This window comes from Devosia sp. 1566 (assembly GCF_004005995.1).
Lineage (GTDB): Bacteria > Pseudomonadota > Alphaproteobacteria > Rhizobiales > Devosiaceae > Devosia.
This window is the reverse complement of the sequence record NZ_CP034767.1, coordinates 872,887-894,089: the sequence shown is the minus strand read 5'-3', so window position 1 is coordinate 894,089 and position 21,203 is coordinate 872,887. Positions and strand designations below refer to the sequence as shown.

Here is a 21,203-nt window from a genome sequence, read left to right as displayed (position 1 = left end):
AAAAACATATAACTGAATGTCACATGAATAGGTCAGCGGTGCCTTGGTTCAATACCTTGCCGATGTTCTGCCCCACCGTCCCAATATTGGCGGCGTGGCTGCCGGTCTCCGGGCCCGCCACGCCGCAACGGGCATTAGGTTGATGCGGCATTGGCCTTGAGGCCGCGACGCAACAACAGCACGGCGATCGCCTCCATCATCAAATGGCCCGCCGAACTGCCTTGCAGCGTCGGAACCTCGAGGCCCAGCGCCTGCGCCAGCCCGGTCAGCAGCATGATTGCCGCCACGATATAGGTCTTGTAGCCACTGAGAAACGTCATGCTCGTGCTCCGGTTTTTAGTGGAAATGGGGGCAGCCGGGCTCCAATCGAGCGCCGTCTGCCGGATAGCGGCGACGCGGGCGGTCCAGCCCTTGCCGAACACGGAAAAGGTGGAAAGCTCCGAGAGGAACTGCAGCCGGCGTCCACACAGGGCATCGATCAGTTCGTCCGCGCCCTCGCGCGCAACGCGCTGCCCCACCGCCCTTAGGGTGACCGGGCCGACGGTGCCATCCCGCGCCACGCCCAGTTCGGCCTGCAGCGTCTTGACGGCTCGGCTTGGTCCCGAATGAACGGCAAAATCGAACAGCGCCAAGTCTAGCCCCAAGGGCAGCGTGTCAGCGCCGACGGGGGCCCAGTATTGGGCGCGGTAAATCTGCGCCGCTTCGGCCCGGCTCAAATTACGGACAGCCCCGACGGGCAGCGCCGTTGCCGGGCTCACTCCGCGCCAGGCGGCGAGGGTTTGCCGGGTGATACCCATATTGGTTGCCCCACCGGGATCATCGGGGTGGTCGGCAAAGCCGCCTTCATGGCGCAGCACCTGCGCCAGACACCGCTCGAACTGCTCTTCAGCCACCAAACACGCCCTCCGCCTTATGGCCTTCGCCCAGCACAGCGCTGAGCTGGCACACCGAAAATTGGAATTGTGCGGCCGGACCGCCCCAGTCGCTGAGCTGGTCTGCAAGTGGGTAGCTCCACTGCGCCGCGCCGGTTTCCACGACCCGCCGAACCGCCGTGCCTGCCCGGATCGTGATCCGATAGGCTTCGGGCAGGTGATCAGGCGACGGGGCAAAGCCCTGCCCGCCATTGGCGTCGAGCCGGTGACGCGGCCGCCAGTGCAGCACGATTGCTCCAGTGGCACTATCCCGCTCCGCCGTGAGTTCGGCTGGCGGCAGCGGCAAGGCCGGCGCGCTGGTCACGGCGACATCGAGCTCCGTGCCCGTCAGGTCGCCCGCTCCGGCGTAACAGCGCAGCAGGCGCTCCTGCCCCAGCCATTGCCGCTCAAGCTCCACCCGCCCGACCCGGCCATCCAGCAGCATCGCGGGCGTGCCGGCAGGGGTGTCACCCATCGTGCCAGCGGTGCCCGCCTGTCCGCGCAACAGGCGGTGCAAGCGGAAGTGGCCAGCGCCGAGCAGCTCGGCCTGGGCAAAGCCGATGATCTCCCAGGTTCCTGCCTGGCTTTGCACCGCCAGCTGGTTGGCGCCGGCCAGAACGGCCGCGTCGCTGGCGCTGGCCAGATGGCCCCCATGCAGCCGGATTTCCAGCGTGTTGGCATCGTCCCACAGTCCACCCGCTGCCGCGGGCAGGCTCGCGACCAGTTCGCCCAGAACGGCCGCGCGCGGCAGCTGCGCTACCGGGGCACCGGTGACCTCATCGGCCACAGTGATTGCCCCCGGCCAGGGCCTGGCAAAGGCGCCGATCACCAGCCGTGTGGCCAGCGGGTCGGCGCCCAATCCAGGCAGTTGCGCTGCCAGCACCAGTGGCAAGGCGCGGGCCTGCGCGGCCTGGCTCGCGGGCGCCCGCTGCTCGGCAACGGTCGTCACCGGCACCGGTTGAGGCAAAGTGCGCGCCGTCACCTGCCGCGCCAGCCCGTCGCGAATCTCGCTGATCTCGAACGGCCCTTCGGCCAATCCGGCGATCTGCACGAGATCGCCAGGCTCCAGCGCCAACTGATCGGGCGCGAGGGTGAGGGTCAGCGTTTCGCGCTCGGCGGCCGCTGCCCCCAAAAGGGTTTCGGCAGCCACCCGGGCGCCGGCGCCATCGAGCACCAGCGCCACCGACTGCCCGCTCAGGGGTCCCTCCCCGCTCCGCATCGCCGTCACGGTCCCCGTCAGGTAATCGCGCTCGCGATCCAGATAGGACAGCGCCAGCCGCCCGGGCGCTTCGGCACTATCACCACGCCGGCGCGACAGCACCGGCCCTTCCGCCCGCACCAGCGCATCCGGCTCGATCCTCACCGCCTCCCCGCGCAAGGGGCGGCCGGAATGCAGTCCATCGACGTGGCTGCGCAGGCGCAGGCCGCTCACCTCGAGCACCGGCTCGATCGCCTCACGGCCGGTGCTGGCATCGCCCAGGAGATAGCCCGCCACAAAGGGCAGCGCCGGCTCGGCGGTCAGCGCGACGCCATGCTCGGCCGCGACCGCCGCCAGCAGTTCCTGGCTGCTCGCGCCGCCCAGTCGTCCTGTCAGCCAGTGGCCGGTGCGGTGATTGACGCCGTCGGCCCAAATCTCGTCCAACGCCGGAAAGGCGGGATAAGGCCGGGCGTCCCAGGTCCAGAGATAAATGCGCCCGACATCCACCATCCCCGCCGGATTGTTAGCCGGGTCGCGCCAGAACCTTTGCTGGGCGCGCAGGAACTGCCGCTGGATCAGCGGATCGGGGGCGCCGCTCGAAAAGAACGGCCGCCCGCTTTCAGCGCTTTTCTCGTCGCCAAAAATATTGGGCTGGTTGGCTCCCTTGTCGACCGCCCCACAGCCCAGTTCGTCGCACCAGGCCGCCGCCCATTGCGGCCCGCGAAACCGGTCGGGGTCGGAGGCGGACATCAGATGTGCCTCGCTGCCATTGGGCCAAGTGAGCACCGTGCCCTTGAGGGTTGGTCGCTCGGCCCGGGCATGCACGGCCAAGAGCCCACTTTCCCCCTTCACCATCACCGCCATGGCTTCGGTCATGGTTTCACCCACCAGCGCAATTGGAGACACCCCACTTTGCGCCAGTTGCTTGACCCATTCGGCGCCGGCCCGCGTCTTGCCCGAACCGCGCCCACCCAGCAGCAGCCAAGTCGTCCATTCGCCATCGGGCGGCAATTGCGCCGTCCGCGCCCAGGCCGGCCAATCCAGCAACAACTTCCTCGTCGAAACGTCGCCCAGCTTGGCCGCGGCTTTTTGCAGCTCAGCCTTTGGTGAGAGCATCGATGCGCTTGGCCAGCTTGCGCCTGAGGTCCTGCATTTCGCGCGTTTCGGCATCGTCCACCTTGCCGGCGCGCTCGGCCCTCTGCATGCCGATCAGCTCCTTGAGGTTTTTGGCGAGGCCGCCCAGCACATTGACTTCCTTGTCCACGCCGCCACCCATGCTTTGCTCCAGTCCGTCCAGTTGGGCTTCCAGCAGCGCCAGAAGCTTGTTGATCAGGATATTGCGATCGGTCACCTCGCCATCGGGCCGCTCCCAGCGCGACTTCCATGCCCGCTCGAGAAGCTGCGCCATGGGCACGCCATGCTTGCGGCAGATCGCGTTGCGGGTAAGCACCAGTTCCTCGTAATCGATCCGCACTGCGGGCCAGTCGATCTCGAGGCCCGGCAGGGCTGCCGTGCTTGGTTCATCCATCAATGACTCATTTGTGAATCGATCTTAACTTTTATGCGGAACGGCTTGGTTCCTCGCTGGATTCACTCGTGCGGAACACGCAGGCCCCGGGAGGCTCCGATGTCGTCCGCCATTCGCCATATCCATTACAAACCCGAGTTCAGAGAGCTATCGGTGTGGTTCGGCCCCGAGGGGCGGCGCTATAAATATGCCGATGTGCCCCTCGAGGTATTCAACGCCTTTGCCGAGGCTCCCTCGCGCGGAAAATTCTTTAACAGCCAGATCCGCGGCCATTACCCCGCCGCCCTCGTGGACCCCAGCGAAAAGCGGATGCGGCGCTGGCAGGCGATCCGCTCGGCCTGAGAGCCGCCGCCCCCCGTATTACCCACTTTTCTGATCGTGGCATAACCATACCATCCCAGCGTCACGCGGGGATAAGTTGTTTGGCCGGAGCTATCGAAAAGACTTCAGCGGGCCGGACCGAACCGGCGCGCCGCATCGAGCGCCAGGCCCAGTCCCACACTGCCCAGCACATTGGTGCGCACCAGTTCCGCCTCTGGAAACAGCGCTTCTAGCCGTCCGGCAATGGCGGGCACCTGCGTTGAGCCGCCCGTCAGGATCAAACTATCTATCGCCCTCGCCCCTACCCCGGCGCGGCGCAGCACTTCGGCAATCGCCGCTTCGAGCCGCTCAGCCGAACCATTAAGAATATCGAATAGCTCATTGCTACCAATCTCGGTTTCGATCCGTCGGTCGCGCACGGGAAAGCTGAACCGCATTTCGGGTTCGCTCGAGAGCGCAATCTTGGCCGCTTCCACCGCCCCCACCAATTGGTGCCCCAGTCGATCCTCGACTACCCCGATCAGCGCTTCGACCTTTTCGGGCTCGCGCGCTTCGCGGGCGGTGCCGCGCAGGTCGCGCAGGCTTTGGGTGGTGTACAGCCGGTTGATCCGGTGCCAGGTGGCCAGCTCATGATAGGGCGCCACCGGCAGAAAGCGCTTGCCATCCTTGGTCTGCGTGCCCAGCCCCAGATGCGGCATCACCTTGGCGACGGCCAGCAGGCGGTCGAAATCGGTGCCGCCGAGATGCACGCCGCCGGTCGCCAGAATGTCGTCGCCCCGCTCGGCCCGCTTTGCCCGTTCGGGCCCGACCCGCACCAGCGAAAAGTCCGAAGTACCGCCGCCCAGATCGACGATCAGCGCCAGCTGCTCGCGCGCCACACCCCGCTCAAAGTCGAGGGCAGCGGCAATGGGCTCGAACTGGAACGCGATCTTGGCAAAACCCTGTGCGCGCGCCGCGGCTTCCAGCTGGTCCTGCGCTTGCCGGTCCGCCACCGGATCGTCATCAACAAACTGCACCGGCCGGCCCAGCACCACCTGCTCGACAGGTTCCCCCAGCGCCAGTTCGGCGCGCCGCTTGAGCTCGGCGATGAAGATCCCGAGGATCTCGTCGAACCCCATGCTGCGCGCCTTGATGCGCGTCTTTTCCGCAAAGAGACTGGTGCCCAGCACGCTCTTGAGCGAGCGCATCAGCCGCCCTTCGGCGCCCGACACATATTGCGCCACTGCCGCCCGGCCGAACTGCACCGGCTCGTCGTCGAACGGGAAGAACAGCACGCTGGGGATGGTTTCGTTGGCGCCTTCGAGCGGCAACAGATGCGGCACGCCGTCCGCGTCCACCCGCGCAAAAGTCGAGTTGGACGTGCCAAAATCGAGGCCACAAGCGTGTATCATGGAAAAAGTAACCGAAAGCCGAGCGCGGGGGAAAAGCGGGGACGGCTTCCTTAAGGGCTTCGCGGGCCGAGGGGAACCCTCCCCTATGCCGCACGCCGCGACAAAGCGCGCAACTCGGCCACCGCAATTCGCGCCAGGCCGCCGCGTTGCGCCTTATGCAAGCCGTTGGCGGCCCGGCGCAGCACTTCGCTTGCCGGCCAATGCTCCGGCGCCGCACTCACCAGCCCGACGCTGGTGGTCACCACGCCGGCGTGGCTTTCCTTGTGGCTCAGCCGGCAGGCGCGGACGGCATCAACCAGATGACGCGCCAGCTTGCGGGCCGCGCGCCGCTCAACGCCGGGCAGCAGCACCAGAAATTCATTGGGTCCGAAGCGCAGGAAACCGATCTCGCCATGCGGCAAGGCGGAGCTGATTGCCTCGCCCACCAGCAAGGCGCAGTTTTCGGCGGCTGCGGGGCCATAAGCGGCCAGAAAATCGTCCTTGCGGTCAATCGCCAGCAGGAGCAGGCTCACCGGCCCGCCTGCACGCTGTGCGGAGCGCCAGGCCCAGTGCAGGGCCGCCTCAGCCTGCTGGTCGACCGCCGGGCGGGACAAAGTGACGAGCTTGCTGCCTTGTTTCGCCGAGGCTTGCGACCATGCTCGCGTCAGGCTCTCGAGGGCCACGCGCACGCGGTCCCAGTAAAACCCTGTATCCCCGCCAGAAAGAAGGTCGGTCATGCCCGGCTCCGTACCCAGTTGAACTGCCGCCTTGTTGCACCAGTCATGGTTAAGGCAGCGTCAGCCAGTATGGTGAACAGAGGGTTAAAGGCTTTCCGGCGGCTCCCATTCGGGCCAGTCCACCGCATGCTCTTCCCACTCGTCGGGCGCCACCGAGCGCTCGTCAAAAGTGCGCCCCTTTACCGAAACCCCGACATCCACCACGGTCTGCGGATCGCCCGAGACCAGCGGATGCCACCAGGCCAGCCCCTTGCCCTCGGCCAGCCGCCGATAAGCGCAGGTCGTGGGGATCCACTTGATCTCGGTCACATTGGTCGGGGTCAGCTTGATGCAATCGGGGACGATGGCCTGCCGGCCGGGATAATTGGTGCAGGCGCAGCTGTCGCCATCGAGCAGCTGGCAGCGCACATCGGAGGTTATCAACAGCCCGCTTTCTTCATCCTCGAGCTTGATCAAACAGCAACGACCGCACCCGTCGCAGAGCGCTTCCCACTCGGCGTCGTTCATTTCTGCGAGCGTTTTTTCTTCCCAGAAGGCCATGCGATCCTAGTGCTTGGTTGAGCGTGTTGCGGGTTTGCCCTTGCGGGCGCGGCGACGCAATCATATTCCAGCGATTGTGTTGCCTTGCGGTGCTAAGGTGGACAACACTGCGTGAGCCAGCCGGGGTTGCCTCTTGTCCGATCCATTCTACACCAAGCAGAAGCGTCGCACCAAGGGTGGCATGCTCGCCGCCGATGCTTGGCTGGATTCCTCGCTTTATGAATTCTGGCATTGGCTGGGGCGCGGCTATACGCGCTTTCAGGACTTCATGTCCATTTTCCATGTCGCGGGCATCAAGCGCTTCTTTGTCGAGATCCTTTCGGACGCCTTCAGCTTCGGGGCCATCGGCGCCGTCCTGATGACGGCCCTAGCGCTGCCGGCCTTCAATGCCACCGCTTCGGGTGAATACAACAAGGCCGAGGACTACTCGGTGATCTTCCAGGACCGTTTCGGCAACGAAATCGGTCGCCGCGGCATCCGCTCGGACGATTCCGTGGCTCTCGCTGATATGCCGGACTATCTGATCAAGGCGACCCTCGCGACCGAGGACCGGCGCTTTTACGAGCATTTCGGCATCGATATCGTGGGCACACTGCGCGCCCTGGTCAGCAATGCCGCGGGCGAAAACTCCACCCAGGGCGGCTCGTCCATCACCCAGCAGCTCGCCAAGAACCTGTTCCTGTCCTCTGAGCGCACGCTCGAGCGCAAGATCATCGAGGCCTATCTCGCCCTCTGGCTCGAGTGGCACTATACCAAGGACGAGATCCTCAAGCTTTATTTCGACCGCGCCTATATGGGCGGCGGCAATTTCGGCGTCACCGCCGCCTCCGAATACTATTTCGGCAAGCGGGTGCAGGATATCACCCTCGCCGAAGCGGCCATGCTCTCGGGCATGTTCAAGGCCCCTACCCGCTATGCCCCGCATGTGGATTTGGCCGCCGCACGCGGTCGCGCCAATCTGGTGCTGACCAATCTCGTGGCCTCCAGTTTCCTGACCGAAGGGCAGGTCACCGCGGCCCGTCGCCACCCCGCCGCGCCGATCGATCGCAGCGAGGACATCAACTCGCCCAATTACTTCCTCGATTGGGCCTTCGAAGAAGCCAAGCGCCTGATCGAAGCGTCCAACCACACCTCCAACAATTTCATCGTCCGCACCACGATCGACACCACTTTGCAGAAATACGCCGAAGAAGCGGTGACCTCGGTGGTGCGCGAAAATGGCGAGCAATATGACGTTGATCAGGCCGCCATGGTCGTTACCGACACCAATGGCGCCATTCGCGCCATGGTGGGCGGCACCGATTACGGCAAGTCCCAGTTCAACCGCGCCATTGTTTCTACCCGCCAGCCCGGCTCGGCCTACAAGATCTTTGTTTACGCCGAAGCCTTCGAGCAGCTGGGCCTGACGCCCAAGGACACCATTACCGACCGTCCCGTCTGCATCGGCGACTGGTGCCCGCAGAACTATGGCCGCAACTACAAGGGCAATGTCTCGCTGGAATCGGCCTTTGCCCAGTCGCTCAACACGGTGCCGGTGACGCTTTCCATCAAAACCGGGCGCGAGCCTATTGCCGACCTGTCCCACCGCATGGGCCTACGTGCCGATTACCCCGTGACCCGTTCGCTGGCCCTGGGCGTGGCCTCGGTTTCCGTGCTCGACATGACCTCCTCTTATGCGGTGCTGGCCAGCGGCGGGCTCAAGACGCCCGCTTATGGCATCACCCGCATGTCGACCCTGACCGGCGAGGTCGTGTTCGAGGCCGATCCCGAAGCGCCGCGCGAACGCATCTTGAGCGAAACCACGGCGGCCAACATGAACCACATGATGCGCACCGTGGTCACTGGCGGCACGGGCCGTCGCGCCGATGTGCCCGGCGTTCCCGCCGTCGGCAAGTCGGGCACTACATCCTCCTATCGCGATGCCTGGTTCTGCGGCTTTACCGGCAATTTCGTTGCCGCTGTCTGGTTCGGCAATGACGACTACCGGCCCACCAATGACCTCACCGGCGGCACCCTGCCCGCTATGGCCTGGCAAAAATTCATGGCTTATGCCCACACCAATATCGAGGTGCTGCCGGTATTTGGCGTCGATTTCACGCCCGAAAACGTGGTGATCGCGGATGCCGATGCCGCGCTCGAAGAGCCGCCCGAGCAGCGCCCCCCAAGCCTCACGCCCGAAGCTGCGCGCAAGCTGATCGACATGGCCGACCGGCTGGGCTCGACCCTGCGGGCCAACCAGCCCGTAACGGACCAGGCAGCCGCGCCAGCGACTGTTCCCACCCAGGCGCTGTAGCGGGCGGGTGCCGGCAATCAAATGCCGGGAACGCGACACTATGCGCTTTCGCCGCCCCGGCCTCATTGCTATAGCCATGCAGGTCCTTCGACCCGCACAGGTTCAGCCGTCCATGCCGTCACGTCCCGTTCCGAGCCGCTGACCCGTGCGCTTTGTGTTTCGCTTGCTGCTGTTGTGCGTCATCGCCCTGGGGGTTGGCTTTGGGCTGAGCTATTATGCCTTGACCGATGGGCGCATGTTCACCGTCAGCCAGCTCGGCCCCTGGACGGCCTGGCCCGATGTGGGCTCGCCCAACCCCAATCCCTATACCAGAGCCCATTTGACCCGCGAAGCGGCCCTGCAGCTTGGCCAGGCAGAAGGCCTCCACTTCGTCGCCAATGTCGACAGCGCCGGCGAGCCCTTGTGGCGCAACTGCAGCTATCTCATTGAAGGACGCACACCCCAGGCGACGTTCTGGACTCTCGTGGCGACCGACCCCGCCGGCATCAATGTTGCCGTGCCCGATGGCCCGCTGGCGCTACGCTCCACCGGTATCGTGCGCGAAAATGACGGCTCGTTCCGCATCCATGTCGGCACCACGCTTGCCCCTGGCAACTGGCTGGAACTTGCGGGCGAAGGACCGTTCACCCTGGGGCTGACGCTCTACGACACCGCCGTGTTCACCGGCTTTGGTGCCACCGGCGATACCATGCCCGCGATCCAGCGGGGGGCATGCACATGATCCGCACCCTGATCTGGGCCATAGCGGGCGTGCTACTGGGGGGCATCATCCATATCGTGGTGATCCTGTCCCTGCCGCTTGTCGCCGAGGAAACCTTGTGGACGCGGCTCCAGGCGCTGGGCGCCGAAAACCGCATCGTCATCCTGCCCCCGGTCGTTGCCGGCCAGCCCAATCCGCTCGAACTCGATCCCGAGCTGGTTTACGGCATCTGCCGCATCGATCTGGCCGAAGGCCCCGCCTATATGAGCGGCCTGCTGCCCGACGCCTTCTGGTCGCTGGCCATTTTCAATTCCGCTGGTGTCGTGACCTATGCCACCACCAATCGCGATGGCATCGGGCAAACGCTCGAATTGGGCGTCTTCAATGCCGCCCAAACACGCCTCCTTGCCCAGCAGCAGCTCGATATCGCCGAAGGGCTGCTGGTGGTGGAAGCCACCTCCGACCAGCTCTTCGTCGTTATTCGCCTCGCCCCACCCCATGGCGTGATGCGGCCGCGCTTTGAAGCCGAGCTCGCCAAGGTGCAGTGCGGCAATCGCGGCACGCCGTCCTAGGCTGGCCTATTTGGGCAGCACCACTTCCCGGTCGATATGCTGGGTCTGGTAGCGCGAGGGGATCGTGCCTTGGCTGCGGCCGACAATCAGCGCTCCGGCGCCCCCGCAGAAATCCCGGCGTTTGGCCCGGCTGACAAAGTCCGCCATCCGGCGCAGCACCGCATCCACTTCCACTGATTGCTCATGGGGCGTTTCCACCAGCAACTGGTTGAGGGCGAAATTGTAGGATTGAAAGCGGTAATCAAGCGCGCGCACGAACCAGTCGATCCGCGCCGTGTTCTCGGCCTTGCGCGCCGCCACATCGGCCCGCTCCCCCGCCCCGACACTGCTCAAGGTCGCCGCAGCAATGGCGCGCTGGCGATCCACCTCGATCACCGCGCAGATCGCGAGGAATGTGCCGGGCACCGTATCCAGATCGGCCTCGATATGCCGGCCCACCGTGCTGTAGCGCACGCGCGATGATTGGTACTCGGTGCGGCGCAGCCAATTGTAATAGCGATCGATGTCGAAGCGGGTGTCGAGGTCCACCGCAATGCGCGTGCGCTGCAGCTCGGTGGCATAATCGAAGAACCAGTCCTTGGTATGGGGCGCCACGAGGAACCGCCAGACGCGGTTATGCATCTGCGTTTCCTGGTCCGTAAGGTTGAAGCTGGAGACCGGCTCGTCGCGTGCATCGGCCAAAACCTTGCCCGCTTCGGGCAGCAACACGTCATGGGTATAGCTCGGGCGTGCGCGACCAAAATCGCCCGTGGGCCGCGGCGCACAGCCTCCCAGCAGCGCGGCAACCAAGAGGCAGGACCAACCAAATTTGCCGATGGCGCTGCTAGCCACGACGGCGCTTGGGCCGGGACGGATCGCGCAGGTCCGCCGGCGGACAGGTGGTGCCGCGTTCATAGCGCACTCCGGTAAACAGCAAAATCTGGGCGTTGCCGCAGGGTTTGCCCGCGGCCGCCGCTGGTCGTTCGCGCAGTTCGAATTTGACGAGCTTTCCCAAGCTAGCCTCCAATGTGTTCGGCTCCCCCGTCCCTAGCGGGGGCAGCATGCACGGCTAAATCTGTATCGGCGAAACGCCCCTCGCGCCTGGGCCCACTTAGCGAACATCATGGTTAATAGTCCGCTAACGAATTGGGGGCAAAAGTGGAAACACGCCCGATTTGTGCGCAGCAGCAGTTGACGGTCCGCGAACATGCTTGGCTTCCAGCCCTACGAAACCTTTCAGCTCTTGGTCGAAAACGGCGGCATCGAGCGCACCAATACGCTGCTGATTGCCGCCTGCGACGCTTATGCCCGCCGCGGCAAGCCCACCCCGGTGGAACTGGACCAGTTCGAGGCGCTGGCAAGCCGCCTTTTCCCCGCCGCCAGCCCCCAGGCGCGCGCCAAGGGCGCCGCCATCCTGGGCAAGGCCGATCTCCTGTCCCCCGCCCTTGAGCGGCTCGTGACGGCCCATATCGGGGACGACCTTCAGGCCTTTCTCGAAGCGGTGCCGGCGCTATCCGAAGACACTATTCTCGAGATCATCGCGGACGGGGATGTCGGCGCCGCCGCCATCCTTGCGGGCCGGGACGATCTGTCCAATGCCGCGCTGGCCAAGCTTTTTGGCCTCAATTCGCGCAAGGTCTACCGCGCCCTCGCCGCCAACGCGGCCATCGTGCCGCGCGGCGCTTACCTCAGCGCCCTGGCCCGTTCGGCGCAAATGGACCATGTGGTCGCCCAAACCCTCGCCAAGCGCGAGGATTTCGATGCTGGCCTTTTGGCGCCGGCCTTCTTTGACCTCTCGGACGATGACCGCATCAAGGTCATCCAGTCCTTTGCCAACCGACCCACTCCGCTGGCACCGATCAAGAAGACCATCGAGCAGATCTCGGTCGCCAACCAGGAACTGACCCGGGCGCTGATGAAGCTGTTTTCCGAAAACCGCCGCCCGGAAGTGACGCGCCTCCTCAGCCAGATCACCGGGCTCGATGAAGTGCGCTGCGGCCAGATCGCCCACGACGTCACGGGCGCATCGCTGTTCGTGATCCTACGCGCCTTTGGATGCTCGGCCTATGAGGGTCTCAAAGTGCTCATCCACGCCACCAGCCACGACAGCGATCGCTCGCGCGCCCTGGGTGATTTTGCCACCCTTTTCAGCACCGTGCCGGCCGACGCCATGGCCTATCTGATGAGTGCCTGGCGCGGTGAAGTGAACCTGCTCGAGCTCAACAAGCCACAATACCAGCCGCAATCGCAGCGCCGCTTGCTGTCGGCCAGCCAATCGTCAGCAGTCAACGGCGCCGTCGAAAGCGCCGCGCGCCTCGGCATTAAGCGGGCAAGCTAGGGGACGATCTCGATCCCGGGATCATCGCCACGCAGATCAAGGCTCAACACCCACAGATCGGGATCGAACCGAGCTTCCTGGGCGATGCGCTCGCGGATCTTGGCGGGCTCCACGCGGCTGAAGCGGCGCTGAAACACCAGCCCGGCCTCGTCGCCTCTGCTGGCCATGGGCGCGGGGGTAAACAGCGAGCCGGTGCCATCGAGATGATCCACCTCGATGAACACCTGCCCGGCAATTGGGTCGCCCCTGCGCGACACTACGCAGATATGGCCCAGATCATTGTGCCGGCGCACAAAGGCTCCACACCATAGATCGCTGCGCAGCGGTCCCACTTAGATCGAAGCGCCCGCTTCTTGCAGCAGGCCGAGCAGGTCGGGATTGACCTGTCCGGTCACGCGGTAATTGTGGAAATTCTCGAATTCGCGGATGGCCTTGGCCGTTTCGGCGCCAGGGTGCCCGTCGATGGGGGCATGGAAAAACCCAAGGCTCGCGAGCCCGCGCTGGATCTGGCTCACCAGCTGCTTGTTGTTGGCTGGTGGCAGGCTCGTGGCCGCCATCACCTGGTCGGCCGGGTCGCTGCCCGCCAAAGCCGATTGCGCAGGCGGCGCGATCTCTTCGAGCGAAGCGACCTGGATCGGCTCGGGCATGGGCTGGGCGGGCGGGGCCTGCACGGGAGCGGCGGCCGCCACCTGTGCGGGTGCGGCAACAGCGGTGGGCGCAGGCTGGCTGCCGCCATCGGCGGCGGCAACGATGGAATCGATGCTTTGCGCGGCGGCGGTCACCACCGGATCGGCCTTGCGCGTCACCGGCGCAACAGGCGCCAGCGGCGGCAAGCCGGTTTGCGCCTGCGGCTGTGCCGCAGCAACCTGCACGGGGGCCACCGGCGCCGGCGCGGGCGCGGGCTGCACCTGCGCCGCCGGCTGCACCTTGGAGGCCACGCCGTTGCTGTCGGATTGGAGAATGGCCTCGATCACCGCGCGGGTCATGGCGCCGGTCGGCGTCATGCCGTTGCGTTCTTCAAAGGCGCGAATCGCCCGGGCCGTGCGCGGGCCATAGTAGCCGTCGACCATTCCGTCAAAGAGCTTGAGTTCAACCAGCCGCTTTTGCAGCTCGAACACTTCGGCATTGCCCACCGGCTGGTCGGGCACTTGGGGCGCGGCCACCGGCTTGGACACGGTGCCCGTGGTTTGCGGCACCGATTCGGGTATGGCCTGCAGTTGTGGTTCGGGTCGTGCTGCGACTGGCACCGGCACGGGCACCGCCTCGGCCAACTCGCCGCCCGCCTCGCCGAAGAACGGCGCGGGATGGTGCCGGGTCTGGAAGTAAAGCGCATTGCTGGCCGCCAGCGCCGTCAGGGTGACCAGCGCCAGCAGGCCTGTCGAGGCCAGCGGAGCGCGCATATAGCGAGAAAGTGTCCAGAGCCCCGCGCGACCCAAACTGGTCGCCACGGCGCTGCCCGCCAGGAGAGGCAGGCGCGAGATGGTCGTTGCCGTCATTGCGCTTTTCTTTTTTCGTCTTGCCATGAACTGATTGGGGAAGAGACCGGCTCACGATGGAGGGGCGTTACGGCGGCAGTGTCCTCTACCTTTATTGCCGGACCGTTTACCGGCAGCAAGACCGTAACGGTTGTCCCCGCTCCAATTTCGGAAAGTGCCCGCAGCGTGCCTTCATGCAATTCCACCAAACCCTTGACGATGGAGAGCCCCAGCCCCGTGCCCTCATAGCGTCGGGTCAGCCCTTCATGGGCCTGGAAGAAGGCTTCGCCCAGCCGGCTCAGGGCCTCGGGCGCCATGCCGACCCCGGTGTCGCTGACCGACAAATTGAGGCACTGGCCCTGGCGCTTGAGCGATACGGTGACGGTGCCCCCGTCATGGCTGAACTTGATGGCGTTCGACAGCAGGTTCAGCAGGATCTGCCGGCAGGCGCGCTCATCGCCAACCAGGGCCGGAAGCTTGGGCGCAATATCGGCAACGATCTTGATGCCCCGCTGGCGCGCCGATGCTTCCACCATTTGCATGCAGGGCTCGATAATATCGGCCGCCACGAAGGGCTCGGTCTGCAGCTCGAACTTGCCCGCCTCAAGCTTGCTCATGTCGAGCAGCATGCGCACCACTTCGAGCAGATGCCGCGCGCCCTGATGGATCAGGCCGGCATATTCGCGATGTGTAGGCGACAATTCGCCGCCGATGCCACTGGTCATCATTTCGGAAAAACCAACCACGGCATTGAGCGGCGTGCGCAGCTCATGGCCGATCGTGGCAAGGAAACGCGACTTGGCGGTGGAGGCTTCCTCGGCGATTCGCTGGGCTTCGCGCATGGCCACTTCATTGTCCTTGCGAGCCGTGATGTCGCGGAACAGCGCCACAACTTCATAGCCGCCTTCGCTAGGCAGATCCTCGCGCACCGGCGAAAAGCTGGCTTCCACCCAGATATAGCGGGGCAGCTTGGTGCCACCGACCGGATCGTCCTGGCGCATGCGCACTTCCACGACGCGCGACTTGCCGGCCTTGTTGGCGTCGGAAAATGCCGTGAGGTAGATCGGGCGGTCCAGCACATGAAGCCGTTCGCTCAGCGAAGCGCCGCTCAGTTCATAGCGCCGGCAACCAAACAGCGTTTCCGAGGAGCGCGAAGCGAGCAGCACGTCGCCCTCGCTTGAAAAGCGAATCACCGAATCACGCACATGCTCGATCAGGTGCCGGTAGGCGGTGACCTGGGCCTTGTCGTAAACCTCGAATGCCGCCCCGATGCCGTGGGCGGTATAGGCAACCATCCCGGCGCAAGTGATGAAGGCGAGGCCCGAAACGATCCCCAGCATGGTTTGAGGCACATCGGCGCCACCAAAGCCGGCCACTGAAGCCGCCATCCCGCAAGCCAGCACGCCGGCCAGCAACAGCCAGCTCAGCTTGCGCAGCGAAGAGCGCGCCAGCAGCGAAGCATGGACCGGGGCGATCAAGGCAATGGTGAGCCCCGTATCGACCAGCATCGGGTCGACCAGGGTCAGGATCAGACCAGCGCCCAGAATGCCGAATACCTGGCCGGCAGCGGCCTGCTCATATTGGCGGCTGGCATGGAAGGCCAAGGTTGCCATGCCAATGCCGAGGCCGATCGCGACCACAACAAAGGGGAGCGCCCGCCCACCGACCAGCCAGAACACGGCGAAGGGCATGGCCAGCACCGAGGCCAGCAGCAGCAGCCGGGCATTGTCGCCAATGGTCTTGCGGCGCAGCATTTCCGGGCGGTGCCCGGATCCGGCAACGGCCAGGCTCATCTCTTTGCTTGCGCCGAAAGAGTAGAGGCTACGCATATACTTACACTCGCACTTAAGGTCCCGGGGAAGGGTACCGGGACACCGCGCCGGGGCAGTTCGCCACTGGCTTGGATACTGACTGCACCCTGCAACCCAAGAGCTAAGAGCGCCTTAAATGACCGGTGTGACGCGGAGCTTTGGCGCCGATCCGGGGCGGCTTTCTCCCGGTAGCGTAAACAAGGTGTGTGCATGGGAAATCTGTTAAGCAGCATTTGCATCAAAGCTTATCGAACACCCCGGCTGTGGTTTAATGGCGCGCGGAGGCAGGCCCTTTCGGGCAACCGCGGAAAACATGATGTTCTTGCTGCGCTCAATGTTCTGGCTGTGTCTGGCCTATATGGTGATCAAGCCCGGTGCCGATCTCGCGCGCATGGGCTCGGACCTGTCAGCCACGGCTGTTGCGGCCGGTCGCCAGGCCGCCTCCCACGGCGTCGCACAAATCACCTGCACCAGCCTTGAATGCGCCGGCGGCAAGGCACTGCTGTCGGGAGCCCTTGCGGCTTCTGCACCAGCAACGCCACCCACGCTGGCCCCTGCCCCGCCGATCGCCGACGCCGTGCCCCTGCCGCGGCCACGTCCGCGCCGCAGCTAACGCATTGCATCTGGAAAAGGCGCTTGCGGTACCCTAGTTAAAAGGCATGAGCGAGCCACAAGCCTTCCAGGACATTGCCGAAAACCTTTCCTTCCTTGACGACTGGGAGGATCGGCTGAATTACGTTATCGAGCTTGGCCAAGCCCTGCCCCCCATGCCGGACGCCGACAAGACCCCGGAAAACAAGGTCAAGGGTTGCGCGTCCAATGTGTGGCTGGTGTCGGAGGCCAATCGCGGGGGCGATTCTGCCACCATGACCTTCAAGGGCCAGTCCGATGCCATCATCACCAAAGGCTTGGTGGCGATCCTGATCGCGCTTTATTCGGGCCGTCCAGCCGCTGAGGTCGCGCAAACCGATGCGGTCTCCTGGTTCGAAAAGATCGGGCTGAGCGAGCATCTGGGGATGCAGCGCTCCAATGGGCTCGTTGCCATGGTCAACCGCATCCGCTCCGAAGGGCGGGCGCTGAGCGCAAGCTAGCGCCCCGCCTCCTCCTCCTCCCCGATCAACGGCAGCCTTTCCGCTAGCCATCCCCGCGCCCGACTTTGCTCCGGCCCGCTGGCACTGCCCGACAAGCCCCACAACCGCGCGAGCTGCTCGAGCCCAATTCGCAACACCAGCTTTGCGCTGCGCCGCGGCCATTGCCGCTCGGTTTCCACCGTTTGCAGCCCCTTGCTGAAGCCGCACACATCGATCACCACGCCCCAGCAATCGCCCGGCATGGCCGCGGCGATCTGCCCGAGGCGCTTGCGCGCGTCCGCGGCCGCATCGGACATCTCGAGCGCGGCGTTGCCCCCACCCCTGCCCCCTCCCACCCGCGCCGGATCATAGGACATGGTCACGCGCGGGGTGAGCCGCGCCCGGTCCACCAGCCGCATCAGCCGCTCGGCGGCCAGCAGGTGATGAGCCTGGAGAAAGGCTTCGTCATCCTTACCCGCACCCAGCCGCTGCAGGGGATGGTCCGCCGATCGGGGTGCGCTGGCCTCGCCTGGCTTAGTGCTCATGAGCGGACGCTCCCACCACCAGCCCGGCGATTCGCTGCTCGAGGTCGCAGACCTCGTCGTCGAAACGCGGATCATCGCGCAGGTCTTCGATCAGCGCACAAGCATATGAGACTGTTGTCCTATCGCGCCCGAACACCGCGCCCACTTGGGTCAGGCTGCGCCCCAGGCTTACATGCGCCAGGTACATGGCCAGTTGCCGGGCCCGCGCCGCAGCGAACCGACAGCGCGAGCGGCTGGTAAGCAATTCCCCCGGCACGTTTTTCCGCCGCGCCACCAAGGCAATCACCTGCTCGCAAGCGGGGTCGGGCCGGCCTTGAGTCCGTTGTGCTGTTTGCCCTGACATCTTGCAACCTCCGCGCATCAAGGAATTTATTCCTAGATACTGCATCGGTAAAGCCCGGGCGGGGATAAGTTGGGGCGCACAAACCCCACAAAGTCAAACGGCCGCTCCAGGAGCGGCCGTTTGAGGGGCAGATCATAGCCGCCGTCCTGAATCGCTCGTGAGCGATGCGAACGCGACCAGTCGTAGCGGTTAGCTGGGCTTAGACAGCCTTGCGGCCGAGCCCGTTATCTTTGGCGAGCTTGGAGCGGGTCGCAGAATAGTTCGGCGCGACCATTGGGTAATCTGCAGGCAAACCCCACTTCTCGCGATATTCTTCGGGAGACATATTGTAGTGGGTACGCAGATGGCGCTTGAGCGACTTGAACTTCTTGCCGTCTTCAAGACAAATAATGTAGTCAGGCGCCACAGACTTGCGGACCGACACAGCAGGCTTAAGTTCTTCGGGCGGGGGCGCGGGTACTTCGTTGCTCTGCAACAAGCGCAGGGCACCATGAACTTCCGAGATCAACTTCGTCAGATCAGTAGGACTCACGGCATTATGACTGACGTAAGCCGATACGATATCTGAACTGAGTTCGATTAGATCCGTCTCGTAGCCGCTCGCCGCCTCAGCGGTATCGTTCATTTGTTAACCTTTCTGTTATTGTTTTTGGGTGAGCCTAACTCACCGCCGTACTGTTTACTTATGCGTCTTTAGGCGCAGGCGCAATGATACCTACCGCCTAACTGTTGCGACAATTTGGGCGGTCTCAAGGCCTCGGAGCAATTACTACCATACTACTCCGGGGGAGGAGTGACCTGCTGCCCGCTTTCCTCGGCGGGCTGGTAGGTGACCCGCGCCAGCAAATGGGCCGCAACCGGGGTGGTCAGCAACAGGAACAGGATGCCCAGGATGGCCCGCAGCGCCACTGCCGCATCCTGGCTCACCAGCGCCACGGCCAGCAGCAGCAAGCCACCACCAACCGCCCCCGCCTTGGAGGCGGCATGCATGCGGGTCAGCAGATCGGGAAAGCGCAGCACGCCGATCGTGGCGAGGAGGCTGAACACCGCCCCCACCAGCATCAGCAACGCCGCAAGATAAAGCGCCAGCTCAACAATCATGGCTTGCTCTCCACCGCGGCGATGGTGGTGGCCTTGCGGCGGGCCAGCAGATAGCGCGCCAGGGCGATTGTTGCCAGAAAGCCCAGCAGTCCCAGAGCGATAGCAATATCGAGATACAGCATCAGCCCGGTGCGGATGGCGATGATGCTGACAAAGCCCAGCGCCACCACCGTCAAGAGATCAAGCGCCAGCACCCGATCGGCCAGGGTTGGTCCGATGATGATCCGCACCACCGACAACAACAAGGCCGCAGCCTGCAGCACCAGCGCCGCCGTCGTGGCATGGGCCAGGAACTCGGTTGCCGGCATCATTGGAACACCTTGCGGATGCGCGCTTCAAAGCCCGAAGTGATATCGTCGATCACCGCCTGGGGGTCGGTCACCGATAGCGCATGCACATAGAGATGGCTGCGGTCGGGCGACAGATCGATGCTCAGCGTGCCCGGCGTCAGGGTGATGAGATTGGCCAGAAGGGTGATCTCGGCATCGCTCTTGACCTTGAGCGGCACCGTCACCACCGCCGGGCGGAGCGCCGATTTCAGGTCAGGCGTCAGCACCAGAATGGCGACCCGGATGGCGCTGAGATTGAGTTCATATACGAACAGGACCGCCAGCGAGACGATCCGCCGCAGGCGTTTGAGCGCGCGGGGCGGCGCCACCGAGTCGCGCAGCAGGAACATGGCGCCCGCGGCAATCACGGCGCCAAACACCAGATTGGCACCACTGAAATTGCCGGTTATGGCCAGCCAAAGCAGCGCCAGGATGATCACCAGCAGTGGCAGCTTCATGGTGCTTCTCCCGCGAGTTCCACCGCCGCGATATAGCGTTGCGGATCAATCATGTCGGCTACCCCGATCCGCGCCGCGTCGAGCAGTGGATTGGGCCAAAGCCCGGCAGCAACCACGAGCACCACCAGGGCGCCAGTGGCTCCAAAGGTCAGCAGGCTCGAGCGACGAGGCACTGTCACAAGCGGCGCATTCTGGTGCTCGGAACCCGCCCCTTCCCAGCCGCCGCGCCAGAACACATGCGCCCAGATCCGGGTGCCCGCAATAAGCGTCAGCACCGCATTGCCCAGCAGGGCAAGCATCAACAGCAGCCGCGCCGGATCAACTCCGCCCTCGATCCCGGCCGTCGCAGCTTGCAGCAGCAGCAATTTGGGCCAGAAACCCAGCAGCGGCGGCACGCCGGCAACCGCCAGCACCAGCAAGAAGAACAGGATCGACATGGGGGTTGAGGCTGCATAAAGCCCACCCATTTGGCGCGTATCGGTTTGCCCGGTACGGCGCTCGATCATGCCCGCCACGAGGTACAGTCCCGTTAGGGTGAAGATGGCGTGGAAGATATAAAGCCCGGCACCGGCAATGCCTTCGGGGGTTGGCATGGCGATGCCGGCCAGCACCGCGCCAATGCCACCGATCAGCATGAAACCGATGGCGCGGCGCAGATTGGTTTCAGCGATCGCCCCGAGCGGCCCCAAGATCAGGCTCGCGATCGCCGCGGTGGCAAGCAAGGGCTGCAGCAAGCCATAGCTGCCGGGCAGCAGCACGATCATGGTGCGCAACAGGGCAAAAACGCCCACCTTGGTCAACAAGCCGCCCAGCAGCGCCGATACTGCGGCCGAGGGCGCATGATAGGACGCCGGCAACCAGGCATTGACCGGAAAGGCCGCGCCCTTGATGGCAAAGGCCAGCATCAGCAAGGCCGCCACCGCCGTCATCGCTGCCGGGTTCGCCCCCGGGGCCAAGCCGATGATATCGGCCATGTTGAGCGTGCCCAAGAGGCCATGCAGCAGGCCGAGCGCGAGCAGGAAAAAGCTCGCCGCCATGATGTTGAGAAAGCCGTATTTCACTGCGGCGTCGAGCTGCAGCGGCTTGCCGCCCAGCACCAGCAGCCCGAAGGACGCGATCAGCATCACCTCGAACCACACATAAAGATTGAACAGATCCCCGGTCAGGAACGAACCCGTCACTCCGCCAAGCAGCAACAGCACCAGAGCGTGAAAGCCATCGCGAGCGCCTTCGCCGGGATCCCGCTCCGCTTCGGCATAAACCAGCACGATCAGGGCGACAATTGCGGCTGCGAGGGCAAAGCCGGCACCAAGCAGGTCGGCGGTGAAACTGATCCCAAATGGGGGCTGCCAGCCACCCATGGTCATGCTGACCGGCCCTTCGCGCAGGATGCGCGCGATCAAGGCGATCTCGCAGACGATGATGCCGATCACCACCAGCATGGCGGCAATCGCCGGTGCGCCGGGTGCCCGGCGCAGCACAAGCAGGAATGCCGAGCCCATCAGCGCCAGCACCAGGGGCAGCACCACCAGCCATTCGCTGGCCGGCGTCATCCCGATCATCAGGGAAAAAGGCTCTGCCATC

The 21,203-nt window shown here is 64.6% G+C and carries 25 protein-coding genes; 7 read left to right on the top strand and 18 right to left on the bottom strand.

All coding sequences use genetic code 11. From position 1 onward, the window contains the following. Positions 1-134 precede the first annotated feature (134 nt). The 3 genes from ELX51_RS04385 to ELX51_RS04375 are packed head-to-tail and all read right to left on the bottom strand — an operon-like array spanning position 135 to position 3,637. Entirely contained in the window at positions 135-893 is a 759-nt protein-coding gene (locus ELX51_RS04385; RefSeq protein ID WP_127752375.1) for a glycoside hydrolase family 108 protein, read from the bottom strand. Next, positions 886-3,225: a glycoside hydrolase TIM-barrel-like domain-containing protein gene (locus ELX51_RS04380; RefSeq protein ID WP_164854749.1), complete on the bottom strand. Its 2,340-nt coding sequence runs from the start codon at positions 3,223-3,225 to the stop codon at positions 886-888. Before ELX51_RS04380 ends, ELX51_RS04385 begins: the two co-directional genes overlap by 8 nt. Beyond that, positions 3,206-3,637 (bottom strand): hypothetical protein, encoded by a 432-nt coding sequence (locus ELX51_RS04375; protein WP_127752373.1) that lies wholly within the window; start codon positions 3,635-3,637, stop codon positions 3,206-3,208. Before ELX51_RS04375 ends, ELX51_RS04380 begins: the two co-directional genes overlap by 20 nt. A gap of 99 nt (positions 3,638-3,736) precedes the next feature. On the opposite strand from ELX51_RS04375, the gene ELX51_RS04370 reads away from it, so the two are divergent. Next, positions 3,737-3,979, top strand: coding sequence for a KTSC domain-containing protein (locus ELX51_RS04370; protein ID WP_127752372.1), 243 nt, complete (start codon positions 3,737-3,739; stop codon positions 3,977-3,979). A 104-nt stretch (positions 3,980-4,083) separates the two neighbouring features. On the opposite strand, the gene ELX51_RS04365 is transcribed toward ELX51_RS04370, so the two are convergent. From ELX51_RS04365 to ELX51_RS04355, 3 genes are all read right to left on the bottom strand, one after another. Then, positions 4,084-5,349 (bottom strand): Hsp70 family protein, encoded by a 1,266-nt coding sequence (locus ELX51_RS04365; protein WP_127752371.1) that lies wholly within the window; start codon positions 5,347-5,349, stop codon positions 4,084-4,086. Positions 5,350-5,432: 83 nt separating this feature from the next. Continuing rightward, complete coding sequence (locus ELX51_RS04360; RefSeq protein WP_127752370.1) at positions 5,433-6,065, bottom strand: diguanylate cyclase; 633 nt, start codon at positions 6,063-6,065, stop codon at positions 5,433-5,435. Positions 6,066-6,149: 84 nt separating this feature from the next. Then, positions 6,150-6,605, bottom strand: a complete 456-nt coding sequence (locus tag ELX51_RS04355; RefSeq protein WP_127752369.1) for a YcgN family cysteine cluster protein — start codon at positions 6,603-6,605, stop codon at positions 6,150-6,152. A gap of 133 nt (positions 6,606-6,738) precedes the next feature. Between ELX51_RS04355 and ELX51_RS04350 the strand changes: the two genes are divergently transcribed. The 3 genes from ELX51_RS04350 (at position 6,739) to ELX51_RS04340 (ending at position 10,170) form a co-directional block, all read left to right on the top strand. Next, positions 6,739-8,898, top strand: coding sequence for a PBP1A family penicillin-binding protein (locus ELX51_RS04350; RefSeq protein ID WP_127752368.1), 2,160 nt, complete (start codon positions 6,739-6,741; stop codon positions 8,896-8,898). A gap of 145 nt (positions 8,899-9,043) precedes the next feature. After that, positions 9,044-9,619 carry a DUF1214 domain-containing protein gene (locus ELX51_RS04345; protein WP_127752367.1) on the top strand — a complete coding sequence of 192 codons (576 nt, stop codon included), beginning with the start codon at positions 9,044-9,046 and terminating at the stop codon, positions 9,617-9,619. Further along, positions 9,616-10,170, top strand: a complete 555-nt coding sequence (locus tag ELX51_RS04340) for a hypothetical protein (RefSeq protein WP_127752366.1) — start codon at positions 9,616-9,618, stop codon at positions 10,168-10,170. The genes ELX51_RS04345 and ELX51_RS04340 overlap by 4 nt, the downstream gene beginning before the upstream one ends. Before the next feature lie 6 nt (positions 10,171-10,176). Here ELX51_RS04340 and ELX51_RS04335 read toward each other — a convergent pair whose 3' ends face one another. Together ELX51_RS04335 and ELX51_RS19935 are read right to left on the bottom strand one after the other, a co-directional pair. Further along, positions 10,177-11,001, bottom strand: coding sequence for a hypothetical protein (locus ELX51_RS04335; protein ID WP_127752365.1), 825 nt, complete (start codon positions 10,999-11,001; stop codon positions 10,177-10,179). Beyond that, complete coding sequence (locus ELX51_RS19935) at positions 10,994-11,164, bottom strand: hypothetical protein (protein ID WP_164854748.1); 171 nt, start codon at positions 11,162-11,164, stop codon at positions 10,994-10,996. Before ELX51_RS19935 ends, ELX51_RS04335 begins: the two co-directional genes overlap by 8 nt. Before the next feature lie 192 nt (positions 11,165-11,356). Here ELX51_RS19935 and ELX51_RS04330 point away from each other — a divergent pair, with 192 nt between their 5' ends. After that, positions 11,357-12,487 (top strand): DUF2336 domain-containing protein, encoded by a 1,131-nt coding sequence (locus ELX51_RS04330; RefSeq protein ID WP_127752364.1) that lies wholly within the window; start codon positions 11,357-11,359, stop codon positions 12,485-12,487. Here ELX51_RS04330 and ELX51_RS04325 read toward each other — a convergent pair. Genes ELX51_RS04325 through ELX51_RS04315 form a run of 3 tightly spaced genes read right to left on the bottom strand, consistent with a single transcriptional unit; the run spans position 12,484 to position 15,755 of the window. After that, on the bottom strand, positions 12,484-12,819 hold the full coding sequence (locus tag ELX51_RS04325) for a DUF1491 family protein (RefSeq protein WP_127752363.1): 336 nt from the start codon (positions 12,817-12,819) through the stop codon (positions 12,484-12,486). The genes ELX51_RS04330 and ELX51_RS04325 overlap by 4 nt on opposite strands. Continuing rightward, positions 12,820-13,983: a peptidoglycan-binding domain-containing protein gene (locus ELX51_RS04320; RefSeq protein WP_164854746.1), complete on the bottom strand. Its 1,164-nt coding sequence runs from the start codon at positions 13,981-13,983 to the stop codon at positions 12,820-12,822. It lies immediately after the preceding gene. Beyond that, a complete protein-coding gene (locus tag ELX51_RS04315; protein ID WP_164854745.1) occupies positions 13,980-15,755 on the bottom strand; it encodes a PAS domain-containing sensor histidine kinase in 1,776 nt (591 codons plus the stop codon). Before ELX51_RS04315 ends, ELX51_RS04320 begins: the two co-directional genes overlap by 4 nt. 331 nt (positions 15,756-16,086) lie before the next feature. Between ELX51_RS04315 and ELX51_RS04310 the strand changes: the two genes are divergently transcribed. Together ELX51_RS04310 and ELX51_RS04305 are read left to right on the top strand one after the other, a co-directional pair. Continuing rightward, positions 16,087-16,386: a hypothetical protein gene (locus tag ELX51_RS04310; RefSeq protein ID WP_206524696.1), complete on the top strand. Its 300-nt coding sequence runs from the start codon at positions 16,087-16,089 to the stop codon at positions 16,384-16,386. Between the two features lie 46 nt (positions 16,387-16,432). Beyond that, positions 16,433-16,864, top strand: coding sequence for a SufE family protein (locus ELX51_RS04305; protein ID WP_127752359.1), 432 nt, complete (start codon positions 16,433-16,435; stop codon positions 16,862-16,864). Here ELX51_RS04305 and ELX51_RS04300 read toward each other — a convergent pair. From ELX51_RS04300 to ELX51_RS04270, 7 genes are all read right to left on the bottom strand, one after another. Next, entirely contained in the window at positions 16,861-17,388 is a 528-nt protein-coding gene (locus ELX51_RS04300; RefSeq protein WP_127752358.1) for a DUF6456 domain-containing protein, read from the bottom strand. The genes ELX51_RS04305 and ELX51_RS04300 overlap by 4 nt on opposite strands. Further along, positions 17,378-17,731 (bottom strand): helix-turn-helix domain-containing protein, encoded by a 354-nt coding sequence (locus ELX51_RS04295; protein ID WP_127752357.1) that lies wholly within the window; start codon positions 17,729-17,731, stop codon positions 17,378-17,380. The genes ELX51_RS04300 and ELX51_RS04295 overlap by 11 nt, the downstream gene beginning before the upstream one ends. Positions 17,732-17,930: 199 nt before the next feature. Then, entirely contained in the window at positions 17,931-18,356 is a 426-nt protein-coding gene (locus ELX51_RS04290; RefSeq protein WP_127752356.1) for a MucR family transcriptional regulator, read from the bottom strand. Between the two features lie 152 nt (positions 18,357-18,508). Beyond that, positions 18,509-18,832 carry a monovalent cation/H(+) antiporter subunit G gene (gene mnhG / locus ELX51_RS04285; RefSeq protein ID WP_127752355.1) on the bottom strand — a complete coding sequence of 108 codons (324 nt, stop codon included), beginning with the start codon at positions 18,830-18,832 and terminating at the stop codon, positions 18,509-18,511. Beyond that, a complete protein-coding gene (locus ELX51_RS04280) occupies positions 18,829-19,143 on the bottom strand; it encodes a cation:proton antiporter (RefSeq protein WP_127752354.1) in 315 nt (104 codons plus the stop codon). Before ELX51_RS04280 ends, mnhG begins: the two co-directional genes overlap by 4 nt. Continuing rightward, positions 19,140-19,619: a Na+/H+ antiporter subunit E gene (locus ELX51_RS04275; protein WP_127752353.1), complete on the bottom strand. Its 480-nt coding sequence runs from the start codon at positions 19,617-19,619 to the stop codon at positions 19,140-19,142. Before ELX51_RS04275 ends, ELX51_RS04280 begins: the two co-directional genes overlap by 4 nt. After that, a complete protein-coding gene (locus tag ELX51_RS04270; RefSeq protein WP_127752352.1) occupies positions 19,616-21,202 on the bottom strand; it encodes a proton-conducting transporter membrane subunit in 1,587 nt (528 codons plus the stop codon). Before ELX51_RS04270 ends, ELX51_RS04275 begins: the two co-directional genes overlap by 4 nt. Position 21,203 lies beyond the last annotated feature (1 nt).

Excerpts from the sequence above, each read along its gene's own strand:
- ELX51_RS04380 (WP_164854749.1), bottom strand. The coding sequence starts at position 3,225 with ATGCTCTCACCAAAGGCTGAGCTGCAAAAAGCCGCGGCCAAGCTGGGC.
- ELX51_RS04375 (WP_127752373.1), bottom strand. The coding sequence starts at position 3,637 with ATGGATGAACCAAGCACGGCAGCCCTGCCGGGCCTCGAGATCGACTGG.
- ELX51_RS04370 (WP_127752372.1), top strand. The coding sequence starts at position 3,737 with ATGTCGTCCGCCATTCGCCATATCCATTACAAACCCGAGTTCAGAGAG.
- ELX51_RS04365 (WP_127752371.1), bottom strand. The coding sequence starts at position 5,349 with ATGATACACGCTTGTGGCCTCGATTTTGGCACGTCCAACTCGACTTTT.
- ELX51_RS04360 (WP_127752370.1), bottom strand. The coding sequence starts at position 6,065 with ATGACCGACCTTCTTTCTGGCGGGGATACAGGGTTTTACTGGGACCGC.
- ELX51_RS04355 (WP_127752369.1), bottom strand. The coding sequence starts at position 6,605 with ATGGCCTTCTGGGAAGAAAAAACGCTCGCAGAAATGAACGACGCCGAG.
- ELX51_RS04340 (WP_127752366.1), top strand. The coding sequence starts at position 9,616 with ATGATCCGCACCCTGATCTGGGCCATAGCGGGCGTGCTACTGGGGGGC.
- ELX51_RS04330 (WP_127752364.1), top strand. The coding sequence starts at position 11,357 with ATGCTTGGCTTCCAGCCCTACGAAACCTTTCAGCTCTTGGTCGAAAAC.
- ELX51_RS04320 (WP_164854746.1), bottom strand. The coding sequence starts at position 13,983 with ATGACGGCAACGACCATCTCGCGCCTGCCTCTCCTGGCGGGCAGCGCC.
- ELX51_RS04315 (WP_164854745.1), bottom strand. The coding sequence starts at position 15,755 with ATGAGCCTGGCCGTTGCCGGATCCGGGCACCGCCCGGAAATGCTGCGC.
- ELX51_RS04310 (WP_206524696.1), top strand. The coding sequence starts at position 16,087 with ATGATGTTCTTGCTGCGCTCAATGTTCTGGCTGTGTCTGGCCTATATG.
- ELX51_RS04305 (WP_127752359.1), top strand. The coding sequence starts at position 16,433 with ATGAGCGAGCCACAAGCCTTCCAGGACATTGCCGAAAACCTTTCCTTC.
- ELX51_RS04300 (WP_127752358.1), bottom strand. The coding sequence starts at position 17,388 with ATGAGCACTAAGCCAGGCGAGGCCAGCGCACCCCGATCGGCGGACCAT.
- ELX51_RS04295 (WP_127752357.1), bottom strand. The coding sequence starts at position 17,731 with ATGTCAGGGCAAACAGCACAACGGACTCAAGGCCGGCCCGACCCCGCT.
- ELX51_RS04290 (WP_127752356.1), bottom strand. The coding sequence starts at position 18,356 with ATGAACGATACCGCTGAGGCGGCGAGCGGCTACGAGACGGATCTAATC.
- mnhG (WP_127752355.1), bottom strand. The coding sequence starts at position 18,832 with ATGATTGTTGAGCTGGCGCTTTATCTTGCGGCGTTGCTGATGCTGGTG.
- ELX51_RS04280 (WP_127752354.1), bottom strand. The coding sequence starts at position 19,143 with ATGATGCCGGCAACCGAGTTCCTGGCCCATGCCACGACGGCGGCGCTG.
- ELX51_RS04275 (WP_127752353.1), bottom strand. The coding sequence starts at position 19,619 with ATGAAGCTGCCACTGCTGGTGATCATCCTGGCGCTGCTTTGGCTGGCC.
- ELX51_RS04270 (WP_127752352.1), bottom strand. The coding sequence starts at position 21,202 with ATGGCAGAGCCTTTTTCCCTGATGATCGGGATGACGCCGGCCAGCGAA.